The following is a 13,121-nucleotide window of genomic DNA, read 5'->3' on the forward strand; positions in this document are numbered from 1 at the left end:
GCCATAGTTGCGGCGCAAAAAAAGGCGCCGCAGAGGACGCCTTTTTCCAATCAGTTGGATAAGGGCCAATCAGATATATTCGACTTTTTCAATTTCATAGGCACGGCTGCCGCCGGGGGCGGCAACTTCCACAGAATCGCCTTCTTCCTTGCCGATCAGGGCACGGGCGATGGGCGAAGAGATCGAAATCTTGCCCGTGGCAACATCGGCCTCCAGGTCGCCAACGATCTGGTAGGTCTTCACCTCTTCGGTGTCTTCATCGATCAGGGTCACGGTGGCACCAAATTTCACATCTGATCCACTGAGTGTCGAAACGTCGATGACCTGCGCACGGCTGTACTTGTCTTCCAGTTCGAGGACCTGTCCCTCAATCATGGACTGACGTTCCTTGGCGGAGTGATACTCGGCATTCTCCGACAGGTCGCCGTGTTCACGGGCCTCGGAAATGGCCTGGATCACGGCAGGCCGCTCAACGGACTTCAGGTGTTTAATGTCGGCTTCAAGCTTCTCAAAGCCGGCCCGAGTCATCGGGAACTTTTCCATATCGTCTGGTCTTCCATTGCGGACAAACGTCAACGGGTCCCGAACCGGTCGAGACCGGAGGAACCACGCCACCCGTTTGTGAGGGATTAGGGATAATAGGACTGAAGTGACCGCGCTTCAAGGCCACCGCGGCTCATCGCATCAATTGCGCGCACACACGCCTTCGCGCCGGACAGGGTCGTGATGCACATAATCCGGCGCTGCAGGGCGGTTGTCCGGATGGAACGGCTATCCTCAATCGACTGCGCGGTTTCGGTGGTGTTGAAGATCATTTGCACCTCGCCGTTGATCAGCGCGTCGACAATGTGGGGCTGACCCTCCAGCACCTTGTTGACCGGCTTCACTTCGACACCGTGCTCGCGCAGCCAGCTGGCCGTGCCGCCTGTGGCGATCAACTTGAAGCCAAGCTCGATCAGCCGCCGTGCCGGGGCCAGTATCTCCTGCTTGTCGCTGTCCTTCACGGAGATGAAGACAGTCCCCTCCATGGGCAGGATCAGGTTCGCAGCGAGAAGGCTCTTCGCCCGGGCGCGGTCGAAATCCTCGTCGATGCCCATGACTTCGCCGGTCGAGCGCATTTCCGGTCCGAGGACCGTATCCACGCCGGGGAAGCGCGAGAATGGGAAGACGACTTCCTTCACCGCCACGTGGCGCGGCGGCTTGGTTGGCAGGTCGAACGACGCCAGCTTCTCACCCGCCATGACACGCGCTGCGATCTGGGCGACCGGCACGCCGATCGATTTTGCGACGAAGGGAACGGTGCGCGACGCGCGCGGGTTTACCTCGAGCAGGTAGATGACGTTGTCCTTGATCGCATACTGGACGTTCATCAGGCCGCGCACACCAAGGGCCTTGGCGAGCGCTACGGTCTGTTCTTTCAGGCGGGCAATCGTCTCGTCATCCAGTGTATAGGCGGGCAGGGAGCAGGCGCTGTCGCCCGAGTGAACACCCGCTTCCTCAATATGCTCCATGACGGCGGCGACATAGACGTCATCGCCATCACAGATGGCGTCCACATCACATTCCACCGCATTCTGAAGGTACTGGTCGAGCAGGAGCGGCTCACGCTCCGTGATTTTCATCAGGTCGGCATCGACATATTTTTCAAGATACCGGACCAGACTCGGCCGATCACGGATGATCTCCATGGCCCGGCCGCCAAGAACATAGGAGGGCCGTGTCACGAGGGGGAAACCGACCTCTTCGGCGGTGGCCAGAACAGTATCGCGATTTGACGCGGTGGCGTTCTTTGGCTGCACGAGGCCGAGCTTGCGCACGACGCCCTGAAATTTTTCCCGGTCCTCGGCTAGGGCGATGGCGTCGACTGACGTGCCGAGGATCGGCACGCCTTCCCTGGCCAGCGTATCGGCGAGGTTGAGGGGGGTCTGGCCACCATATTGGACAATGACGCCCAACAGTTCGCCGCTTTCCTGTTCCTTGGCCACCAGCTCAAGCACGTCTTCTGCCGTCAACGGCTCGAAATAAAGACGGTCCGAAGTGTCATAGTCCGTAGACACCGTTTCAGGGTTGCAGTTGACCATGATGGACTCGATGTCCATTTTCTCCAGCGCAAAGGCAGCATGGCAGCAGCAATAGTCAAACTCGATCCCCTGGCCGATGCGGTTTGGCCCGCCGCCGAGGATGATCACTTTCTTGCGGCCCGAGGGCTCGGACTCATCAAAATTGCCGGCCTCGTAGGACGAATACATATAGGGTGTGACAGCCCGAAATTCGGCGGCACACGTATCAATCCGTTTGTAGACGGGCCGGACATTGAGCGACCGACGGTGCGCGCGCACTTCATCTTCCGTCCCGTCGCAGAGCTGGGCAAGGCGCTTGTCCGAGAAGCCCATGGACTTGAGGCGGAAGAGCCCTGGCGCATCGGCGGGCAGGCCATTGCGCTGGATCTCTTCTTCAGTGTCAATAATGCCGCGGATCTGCTCGAGGAACCACGGATCGAACGCCGTGATGGTGCGGATCTGTTCCACCGGCAATCCGGCACGCAGGGCTTCCGCGATCACGCGCAGGCGGTCTGGCGTCGGGGCGGCGAGGGCCCGGCGATAGGCGTTGATGTCATCATCGCCGCCCAGATCGTTGATCTTGATCGGGTCAAGGCCGCACAAGCCCGTTTCCAGTGACCGAAGCGCCTTCTGGAGGCTCTCCTGGAATGTCCGGCCAATGGCCATGGCCTCACCAACCGACTTCATCGCCGTTGTCAGGAGGGGCTGGGCACCGGGGAATTTCTCAAACGCAAAGCGCGGGATCTTGGTGACCACATAGTCGATGGTCGGCTCAAAGCTGGCAGGCATCGCGCCGCCGGTAATGTCGTTGCCGAGCTCATCAAGGGTGTAGCCAATGGCCAGTTTGGCCGCGACACGGGCGATGGGGAAGCCCGTGGCCTTGGAGGCCAGGGCAGAGGAGCGCGACACTCGCGGGTTCATCTCGATCACGACAAGACGGCCGTTCTCCGGGTTCACAGCGAACTGGACGTTGGAGCCGCCGGTTTCCACGCCGATTTCCCGCAGGACAGCGATCGATGCGTTCCGCATGCGCTGATATTCACGGTCGGTGAGGGTAAGGGCAGGGGCCACGGTCATCGAATCACCCGTGTGAACACCCATGGGATCGATATTCTCGATTGAGCAGATGATGATGCAGTTGTCTGCGCGGTCGCGGACGACCTCCATCTCATATTCTTTCCACCCCAACAGGCTCTCATCGATCAGGACCTGCCCGGTGGGCGAGGCGTCAATGCCGGAGCGGACGATCTTTTCGTATTCATCGCGGTTATAGGCGACGCCGCCGCCGGTGCCGCCAAGGGTAAAGGCCGGGCGGATAATGGCCGGCAGGCCGATTTCGTCGACGGCACGCATGGCGTCTGCGACGCCGGCTGCCTTGTCATAGCCCTTAAGGCGACCATTGGTGTCCCGGATTTCAGGGCTGCTGGCGATCACCGCGCGGGGGCTCTCAAGGCCGATCTTGGCCATGGCGGCACGGAATTTTTCGCGGTCTTCGGCCTTGTCGATGGCATCGGCCCGGGCGCCGATCATCTCGACCCCATATTTGTGCAGGACGCCGGAATTGGCCAGCTCCAGCGCACAGTTGAGGGCGGTCTGGCCCCCCATGGTGGGCAAAAGCGCGTCCGGGCGCTCAATCTCGATGATCTTTTCGACGAATTCAGCCGTGATGGGCTCGATATAGGTGGCGTCGGCCATCTCCGGATCGGTCATGATCGTGGCCGGGTTGGAGTTCACCAGAATGACGCGGTAGCCCTCTTCTTTCAGGGCCTTCACCGCCTGTACGCCGGAATAGTCAAACTCACAGGCCTGACCAATGACGATGGGGCCGGCGCCGATGATGAGGATGGACTGAATATCGGTACGTTTCGGCATGGTCGCTTTTCGATTCTGATCTGACGGAGGCGCAAATTGCCGGGGGTCTACAGAGGTCAGACTTCCATATCAAGGATAATGAGGTCGTGAATTTCACGCAAATTGCACGCGCGCCTTCACTATTATGCCGTATGCGAATGAAAACGACATATTGGGCGAAGGATGACAGCGGGAGGGTAGCGCATGCCGCCCGCCATGGCGCAGCTTTTGGTTGCGGTTGAAACAGTCGCCTCAATCCGGCGGCTTTACCCACCGTGAGGCGGTATCCCTTGATTTGTCTGACTATTGCCGGTTGGTCCGGACGCAGTGTCAATTCGAAAATCATTCAAATTGTCGATGTTACCGCAAACGGCTGTTCAGGGCGTTCGGATAGGGTGTCCGAAAATAAAGGGAGATTTTGGGGTGGCGCACAGAGTGGTACTGGCTGATATCAGCCAATCGGTATGCCGACTAGCGTCCATGGCGAGCCATGGCGATGATCGACCTGTGTTTTACGCCAGTCGTGAAATGCAACGCGGCGACTATGCCAATTTCTACGATATGCTTGAGGCCTATCTGTCCGAGGGGGACGATGATGCCTGGGTGAAGGCCGTCGCCATCTCGCTGCAGGGTCCTGTCTATGGCGACGTCGTGCGCCCGCTGCATACAGATTGGGTGATTGACCGGGCCGAGCTGACATCGCGCTTTGGAATCGATCACTTTGTGGCCATGAACAACATTGCGGCGATTGCCTCAGCGATTCCGTGGCTGGATGAACGTGACGCCATTCACATGGGCGGGGCCTGCGCCGCGCAATCTCTCGACCTCGACAATGGCCGGTTCGGTGTCATCGGACTGACCGCCGGCATGGGTGTAGCTGCGCTGAAATGTGATAGCGGTAACGTCAGTATCATCGATACGGAGTCTGGACACACAGCGTTCGCGCCACAAGATGATCTTCAGTCACAGATCGTTGCCCGGCTGCGGTCTCGATTTGGTTTCATCTCCCGCGAAGACATTCTGTCCTTTTCCGGGATCGAACGGATCTATGAGGTCTTGAGCGAGCTTGAAGGCGACCGTCCGGCAACGCTGACCGCGCTTGAAATCCTGATGTACGGCAAGACAGATGCTGATCCGCTCTGCCGGAAGACGCTTGATGTCTTTTTTGACGCGCTCGCCAGCATTGCGGGCGACATCTGTCTTGAGCTTTGTGCCAAGGACGGTGTTTTTCTGTACGGCGAGATCGTCAGCCGCGCCCTGGATGCGCTGCCGCAGGACCGATTCCGTACGTTGTTCGAGGACAAAGGCAAATTCGGTGTCTTTGTGGCGTCGACGCCGACACTCGTCATGCAGAACCCAAGCACCGGCCTGATTGGTCTTGCCCGTCAGGTTGCAGAATCCATCGCGACGCTGGAAGCCGGACGGTTGAACCAGAGCCAGCATATGCGTGCCGCGTCGCGTTATCTGGATCAGTCGCTAACCGTCATCAATCAGGATTTGCAGCTCGTCGCGATGTCGCGAGAAAACTGGTATGATCTGCCCCAGGACAAATCGCTGGTTCTGCCTGGCACGCCTGCTCTTGACTACTTCACCGCCCTTGAAACGGCCGGGCAGTTTGATGGTCACATCACAGCCGACGACATCGTGGCGAAGCTGAAATCAACCGAGCCGTTCATGTTCAAACGTTTTGTGTTTGGCAGTCGCGTTCTGGAATGCAAAGCTTACCCGACCCCTGAGGGCGGTTTTGCCATTGTGGAAACAGACCGTACCGAGATGGAACGCCGGACGATCGAGCTTGAAGAACTGGCGATCCGCCTGCGGTCGGAGAAAGACCGGTCCGACTGCGCCAACCGCGCCAAGTCTGAATTTGTCGCGAATATGAGCCATGAAATCAGAACGCCGCTGAATGGCGTTCTCGGCATGGCAGACGTTCTGAGCCGGACACCGCTTGAATCCGGTCAGAAGGAAATGCTCGACGTCATTTCCAATTCTGGCAACGCCCTCCTGACCGTCATCAATGACATTCTCGATTTCTCCAAGATCGAGGCAGGCAAGATGCGCCTGCAGGAACAGCCAATGCATCTGCGCGTCTGTGTAGACGACGTGGCGGCGATGCTGGCGGCAGGCTGTGAAGCCAAAGGTGTTGAACTGATGACGCGCTTCCGGCCATCCACGCCGGAATGGGTGATCGGTGACGCTGGCCGGATCCGCCAGGTGATGACCAACCTTCTGGGCAATGCCGTCAAGTTTACACAGTCCGGACACGTCCTTCTGGATATTTCCGGTACGGCGGAGGGCCCCCACGCGGAGTTGCAGATCGATGTCACCGACACCGGTTGCGGTATTCCGGAAGACAAGCTCGAGGCCATCTTTGGTTCATTCGAGCAGGTCGATGGCTCATCGACCAGAGTTCATCAGGGCACGGGCCTTGGCCTGTCGATCACGCGCCGGATCGTCCAGCTCATGGGCGGCAATGTCACGGTGACGAGCACGGTGGGCAAAGGTTCGACCTTCAGTGTCCATCTGCGCCTGCCGCTCGCCGAAGAAGCGGCGCAATCGGCCGAGCCTATTCCGCTCGGTGACCTGAAGGGCAAGACGGTGCTCGTCGTTGACGACCAGCCGGTCAATCGCGCCATCCTGAAAGAGCAGCTTGGCGCATGGGGTGTGGACACATTGCTTGCGGAAAGCGCCAAGGCAGGGCTCGAAATCCTGCGCAAGGCTGCAAAATCTCATGAGGCGATCGACGCTGCTATTCTCGATTATCAAATGCCGGACACGGACGGTATCGCCCTGGCGCGGGACATCAAGGCTGACCCGCGTATTTCCGGTCTGCCGTTAATCCTCCTGACCTCCGTTGGCAATGTGGTCGACAATCCTGAATGCGACGATCTCGATTTCAAGTCCTGCCTCGTAAAACCGGCACGGTCAGAATCACTGCGTCAGGCGCTGCAATCCGCGGTGTCACCGCACTATGCCAAGGAAAATGCTCTGGCCAGCCAGGAGACACCCGCGACGGACGATGTCCCAGCCCCTGTGGCCGCCGAGAAGGCACCCCTCATGCTGACCGCCGAAATCGAGGACAATGCGACCGCTGACGCTGAGCCGTCCACGGCGCCAGCTTCTGCCGATATGCCTGCGCCGGCGAAATTGAAAAGCGTGGCGGACGAGATGCGCCGCAAAGCGCCGGATGCTGTCCGTGCCGCGCTGCACCGGTCACAGAAGAAATCGGCGAAACCGGCCGCTGGCGAACCCCTCCGTGTCCTGATTGCTGAGGACAATGCCGTCAACCGTCTCGTCATCAAGGCGATGCTCGATCCTGCACAGTACGAACTCCGCCTGGCCGTCGATGGTGAGGATGCGGTGGCACAGTTTATCGATGAGACGCCAGACGTCATTCTGATGGACGTATCCATGCCTGCGCTGGATGGTCTGTCTGCGACCCGGAAGATCCGCGGCATTGAGAAAGATCACGGAGCCGGGCGGACGCCGATCATCGGTCTGACAGCCCATGCGCTGCCCGAAGATCGCCAGAACTGCATCGATGCGGGGATGGACGGTTATCTGACCAAGCCGGTCACCAAGGAACGCCTCGAAGAAACGATCTCACAGGTGCTTCAGCGGGACGGCGCGCGCGCCAGCGCCTGATCACCGACAAAGGGGTTGGTCTGCCGTTCAGCCCCGAAGGTGCTCATCGGACCGTGGCCAGGCACGAACTGGACGTCGTTGCCCAAAGGCCAGAGCTTACCGGTGATGGAGTCGATCAGGGTCTGGTGATCGCCGCGCGGGAAATCTGTTCTGCCGATGGAGCCTTTGAACAGGACATCGCCGACAAAGGCGAGCTTCACGCCAGGGTGATAGAAGACCACGTGGCCGGGCGTATGGCCGGGAGTGAACAGGACGTCGAAGGTTTCGTCGCCCAGCGTCACCGTATCGCCATCCTGCAGCCATCGATCGGGGACGCAATTCTGTCCTTTTTCCGAGAAATTGTACTTCGCGCAGACCTCTTCGATCTGGTCGAGCCAGAAGGCTTCCTCCGGATGGGCGCCTTCAATGGGTGCGCCTGTACGCGCCTTGAGTTCGACAGCGCCGGAGGCGTGGTCAAGGTGACCATGGGTCAGCCAGATTTTCCTGATCGTGCCGTCCATCGCCTCGGCCTCGGCCATAAGGCGGTCGACTTCTCCGCCCGGATCAACGACGGCAATATCGCCATTACGCGCTCGAATGATTGAGCAGTTCTGCTGGAAGGCGGTGACGGGGACGATTTTGACCTGGATCGGCGGAGCACTGTTCATGGGCCAAACGATAGCGCCGATGGCAGGCCTTGGCCAGCCGCCCCCACGTGCTAAAGGGGGACATGATTATTGTGCATCACCTTGAAAACTCCCGCTCCCAGCGGATCCTGTGGCTGCTCGAAGAGCTTGGCGTACCCTATGAAGTGCGCGCCTATGCGCGCAATGCCGAGACCATGCTTGGCCCTGACGGGCTGGAAAAGCTTCACCCTTTGGGGAAATGGCCGGTCATCGAGCATGAGGGCAGGGTGCTGGCCGAAAGCGGTGCCATCGTCGAGTATCTCATTGACCGGGTTGGCCCGGGTCGCCTGGCGCCACCGGGCGGCGACGCGAATCTCGATTATCTGTACTGGCTGCATTTTGCCGAGGCGACGATGCAGCCCAACCTCGTCATGATGCTGGTCCTGTCCGAGATGCCCAAGCGGGCGCCAGCGCTCGTGCGTCCGGTGCTGAAAGCGGCGTGCGACAAGGCGATGGCGATGCTGACCGAGCCTCGTCTGAAACGCCAGATGACGGTCATCAATGAGCGCCTCAAGACCCATCGCTGGTTCGCCGGCGAGGACATTTCAGGCGCCGATATCATGATGAGCTTTGCGCTGGAGACCGGCCTGTCCCGCAGCCCGGACATGGTTGCCAAATATCCCCACGTTGCCGACTGGGTCCGCCGCATTCAGGCGCGCGAGGCCTATCGTGATGCGCTTAAGAAAGGCGGGGAATACAAGTACCTGCTGGCCCCGGCGAGATAGCCTAGCGGTGCAGCTCGATATGGCTGTCGACCAAGGCTTTGTTATAGGTTGTCAGGGCGCGGATCTGGGTGAGCGTGCCCACAATTTTCGGATCATCCCGGCTGGCTACGACTGGCATACCGTCGGCGCCGAGGTCGGTCATCACGGCAAGGGCCTCGCCCAGCGTCTGCATGGCGTAGAGCCGGTTGGCCCCTTCTTCTAGCGGGGCGGCATCGGCCGGCATGGCGCGCATGACGTCGCGCACACGGATGGTTTGCAGGATTACACCCTGCGGGCCATCTGAGAGGTCATAGCCGCGCACGTTCAACTGGTAGTGGAACCAGGACGAGCCGAAGAAGACCTGGGCAATCGCGGTGGCAATGCCGACGGCAATCATCAGCGCCGCGGTCATGCCGTAATCGCCGGTCAGCTCGAACACGATCAGGGTCGTAGAAATCGGCGCACCGATAATCGCCCCCGACACAGCGCCCATGCCGATCATCGCATAGAATGTGGGGCTCGTGACCGCATCGGGTGCAACGAGACCAAGGACGGCGCCAAACGCCGCCCCGGTGATGGCGCCCAGATAGACGCCGCCCGAGAACACCCCCGTGCCAAACCGGCAGGACAGGCACAATATGGTGGCGACCATCTTCGCCACGAGGAGCACGAGCAACAGCGACAGGGAGTAATTGCCGTTGATCGCTTCCATCGTGGCTTCGTATCCCACGCCCAGCACCTCGGGCAGGACAATGGCGAAACAGCCCATCCCCAGCCCGGCAATGACCGGCAGGAGGGGCTCTGGTACACGGAACTTCGAAATCAGGTCCCGGGCGATCCGCCGTCCCTTGGCGGCGGATTGCAGAAACGTCCACGCGACAAGCCCGCAGATGATCCCGAGCGCTGCACCGAGAGGGATGTCATAGGCACCGGCTGAGCCGTAATCGGGAATGATGAACCGGTGCAGATCGCCCAGATGCGAGCGGGCGATCAGTACGGAAACAACGCTGGCCAGCGTGACCGGTCCGAACACCGAAAGCGCATAATTGCTCAGCACCACCTCAAGCGCGAACAGCACGCCCGCAATCGGCGCATTAAAGGCCGCGGCAACGGCCGCCGCCGCACTGCAGCCCAGAAGGGTGCGCGCATCCTTGCCGGACAGGTTGAACTGCTCCGACAGAAAGGTGGAAATGGCGCCGCCCATCAGCACGAGCGGTCCCTCCCGACCTGCACTGGCACCAAAGCCAAGGGCCGTGCCTGTGGCGATGGTGTTGGCGATGCCCCCCGCCAGAGACAGGTGACCGGGCGGGCTGGCACGGGCTTCGATGACCTCCGCAACACCCTGGCAGCGGATGTCGGGAAAGATTTTCAGTTTCTGTACGAGCCAGAGCAGAAAACCGACAATGACCCCGCCAATAACCGGCACCATGAAACAGCGCCAGGGTGACAGGCCACGGGCGCCCTGGGCCAGGCGCGTCGTGCCTTCGCCATAGGCAAAATGGGTGAGAGTCTCGATACCAACAGTGAATGCCAGCACGCCGTAAGAGGTCAGTACACCGACAGCTGCCGCGAGCAGCCACACTTTCGCACTGGCGACATTCGCTGCCCTTTCGGCAGAATGTTCGAGCCAGAGGCGAATGCGTTTCCAGGGGGAGTCGGTCATGGAATTTCGGCGCTATCACGGTTCGCAGAGACTGTCAGCGGTTTGCCGAGCCAAACAGCGAGCGGGCGTGGGCTTTTTTACATGACGTTTTGGATGAAAACGCTCGCCTTCTCTTTGCCGCAGTTCCGACTAAGGTTAAGGTATCTCCGATAGTCAAAATCAGGCCCGATGATGAGCAACCGAATGACCCCCTTGAAAGCTGCCGCCGCTGCGCTGGCGCTGACCGTTCCACTCGCCATGGCGGGACCCGCTGCCGCCCAGGTGCAGGGCCGGCCCGGCAGCCAGATGAGCCAGGAGCAGACCGCTGAACGTCTGTCCCGGATCGAAAATGCCCTGCGCGATCTGCAGGGGGTCGTCTACTCGGCTGAGGGCGAGATCAGACGTCCGCCCGTGACGGGGACTGGTATCGGGGGCATGCCCGCCGACATGGGACCGTCCGAGATGGTGCCGGGTGTCGAACAGGCCAGCCTTTCGGTCCGTCTGACCGCAATCGAAGAAAGCATGGCGCAGCTGACCGGCCAGGTCGAACAGCTGAGCTATCGTCTGCGGCAGCAGGAGCAGAAGCTGAACCAGCTGTCAGCGCGCTCCGATCAGCCGCTCATGGATGACGGGATGTCGGGCGGCTATGACGATGGCGGCATGATGCCGGTTGAGCCGGATTATCCGATCGGCGGTCCTGTCGGTGATCAGCCGCGCCCCACGGGTCCCACTCCGTTGTCTGAGCCCACGGGCGGGCCCGTTGATCTGACCCGCGATGAACCGGCTGAGGAGGCGATGGTCGAACTGCCTGACGACCCGGACGCGGCTTACAATATCGCCTATAATGCGGTTCTGGCAGCCGATTATGACACCGCCGAGCGGACCCTCGAAGCGTTTGTTGTGCGTTTCCCTGATGAACCGCAGACGGCTGAAGCCAAATTCCTGCTGGGTGAAGTCTATCTCGCCACCGGCGCGAATGGCGATGCCGCGCGCGTCTTCCTCGACCATGTCGGGACGTACAAGGATGATCCGCGCTCGCCTGAGGCTTATCTGAAACTTGGCATTTCGTTTGCGCGGCTGGGTCGGACCGAGGAAGCCTGCAAGGTCTTCCGCGCTGGCAAGTCCAAATTCCCCAATATGCCCGAGCGGATGAGCCGGCGTTATGACAACGAAAAAGCGGCGGCCGGTTGCCAGTAGACCCAGCCAGTCCCTTTACGTTGGACCCGGCGGGGCTTCCCGCTGAGCCCGATGCTTTGATCGGCGTCGCCATTTCCGGCGGCGCCGATTCTTTTGCGCTGCTTGACCAGTTGCATCGCGCGGGCCGGAAAATCCTGGCGCTGACGGTTGATCATGGTCTGCGCAGCGAAAGCACCGCAGAAGCCGCCGTCGTTGCGGCTTTCTGTGCTTCGCGGTCCATTGATCATCGGACCCTCGTCTGGGAGGCGGAAAAGCCCAAGACTGGCGTTCTCTCCGCAGCGCGCGAGGCGCGTTATCGGCTTCTCATCAAGGCGTGCAGCGATGCCGGCATCGACTGGCTTGTGACGGCCCACACACGGGATGATCAGGCAGAGACGGTGATGATGCGACTGCGGCGCGGCAGTGGTGCGGGTCTCGCCGGGATGCGCGTGACCGAGCGCGTGGCGGCTGGAGCGGGCCGTCCCATCACGCTGGGGCGTCCGTTGTTGACGACGGCGCGACGGAGCGACACTCAACTTTACGCCCAAGCGCGATCTCTACCGGTGCAGTCTGATCCCTCCAATCTTGATGAGAAATACGAGCGCATCGGTATTCGCGGCCTGCTGGCCGGGCTTGACGTGCAGGGTATCCTGCACGTGGAAGCGCTGGAGCGGTCCGCCCAGGCCATCGCTGCGCTTGCTGGTGCCGATGATCGCCTGACACAGCGGGATGGGGAGGCTGCCGGATGGATGATCGGCCCCGATGCTGTGCTCAGGATTGCGCATCCAGAACGGGCTGAGGACCTGCCACGCCTGATCGCGCGCGCGATGGAAATCGTGGTCGGCCGGGGGCCGGTGCCTGCCGATTTTGTGACCGAGGACCGCCTGTCCGCCGGTCGGTTTACGGGGCAGGGCGCGGAGGTGATTCTCAACGATGATGGCTGCACCGTTCTGCGGGAACCTGCTGCACTGCTGGGGCGCGCCGATCTGGAGCGCACCGTGTGGACCCGGCCCGTCACGCCAGAGCCATTTGTCTTCGATAATCGGTTCCGACTCGTCGGCGAGGCCAATGTGCCGGACGGTTCACGCTGGGCCATTATAGGCCAGTGCTTTCCTGTCGAATTTGTCAAAGATCATGTCGAGCGCCGCGTTATATCGACAATGCCTTGTATTATAAGCGAAAAAGGCGTTTTGACTCACGTGCCGACAGGGTGTGACACGATTGTGTTATCGGCGCTGCAATCTTGGCGTGGGGCAGCCGAGACCTTAAGTGAATTAGAACTATGTGACGCGGACATCTTATTGTCCGAGCGTTTCAAACCGCGTGTCATTCGGTATTAGGGTTTATTGTGCAAAGTCGGGCTCTTTCCGGCGCTAGA

The 13,121-nt window shown here is 60.5% G+C and carries 8 protein-coding genes; 4 read left to right on the plus strand and 4 right to left on the minus strand.

Features of this window, described 5'->3' with window-relative positions; genetic code table 11:
• Positions 1-69 precede the first annotated feature (69 nt).
• Positions 70-543, minus strand: coding sequence for a transcription elongation factor GreA (gene greA, locus RUI03_RS04365; RefSeq protein ID WP_317289064.1), 474 nt, complete (start codon positions 541-543; stop codon positions 70-72).
• Positions 544-629: 86 nt separating this feature from the next.
• The gene (gene carB, locus RUI03_RS04370) at positions 630-3,932 is read right to left on the minus strand and encodes a carbamoyl-phosphate synthase large subunit (RefSeq protein WP_317289065.1); all 3,303 of its coding nucleotides are present in this window, start codon (positions 3,930-3,932) and stop codon (positions 630-632) included.
• 402 nt (positions 3,933-4,334) lie between these two features.
• Between carB and RUI03_RS04375 the strand changes: the two genes are divergently transcribed.
• Positions 4,335-7,556 (plus strand): glucokinase, encoded by a 3,222-nt coding sequence (locus RUI03_RS04375; protein WP_317289066.1) that lies wholly within the window; start codon positions 4,335-4,337, stop codon positions 7,554-7,556.
• On the opposite strand, the gene RUI03_RS04380 is transcribed toward RUI03_RS04375, so the two are convergent.
• Positions 7,526-8,203 carry an MBL fold metallo-hydrolase gene (locus RUI03_RS04380; protein ID WP_317289067.1) on the minus strand — a complete coding sequence of 226 codons (678 nt, stop codon included), beginning with the start codon at positions 8,201-8,203 and terminating at the stop codon, positions 7,526-7,528. The two genes, RUI03_RS04375 and RUI03_RS04380, sit on opposite strands and share 31 nt — an antisense overlap.
• 62 nt (positions 8,204-8,265) lie before the next feature.
• On the opposite strand from RUI03_RS04380, the gene RUI03_RS04385 reads away from it, so the two are divergent.
• A complete protein-coding gene (locus RUI03_RS04385; protein WP_317289068.1) occupies positions 8,266-8,946 on the plus strand; it encodes a glutathione S-transferase in 681 nt (226 codons plus the stop codon).
• A gap of 1 nt (position 8,947) precedes the next feature.
• On the opposite strand, the gene RUI03_RS04390 is transcribed toward RUI03_RS04385, so the two are convergent.
• Positions 8,948-10,588, minus strand: a complete 1,641-nt coding sequence (locus tag RUI03_RS04390; protein ID WP_317289069.1) for a chloride channel protein — start codon at positions 10,586-10,588, stop codon at positions 8,948-8,950.
• Positions 10,589-10,771: 183 nt separating this feature from the next.
• On the opposite strand from RUI03_RS04390, the gene RUI03_RS04395 reads away from it, so the two are divergent.
• Together RUI03_RS04395 and tilS are read left to right on the plus strand one after the other, a co-directional pair.
• Positions 10,772-11,764: a tetratricopeptide repeat protein gene (locus RUI03_RS04395; protein ID WP_317289070.1), complete on the plus strand. Its 993-nt coding sequence runs from the start codon at positions 10,772-10,774 to the stop codon at positions 11,762-11,764.
• Positions 11,755-13,083 carry a tRNA lysidine(34) synthetase TilS gene (gene tilS / locus RUI03_RS04400; protein ID WP_317289071.1) on the plus strand — a complete coding sequence of 443 codons (1,329 nt, stop codon included), beginning with the start codon at positions 11,755-11,757 and terminating at the stop codon, positions 13,081-13,083. The genes RUI03_RS04395 and tilS overlap by 10 nt, the downstream gene beginning before the upstream one ends.
• Positions 13,084-13,121: the final 38 nt, after the last annotated feature.

Origin of the sequence: Parvularcula sp. LCG005, assembly GCF_032930845.1 — a bacterium.
Lineage (GTDB): Bacteria > Pseudomonadota > Alphaproteobacteria > Caulobacterales > Parvularculaceae > Parvularcula.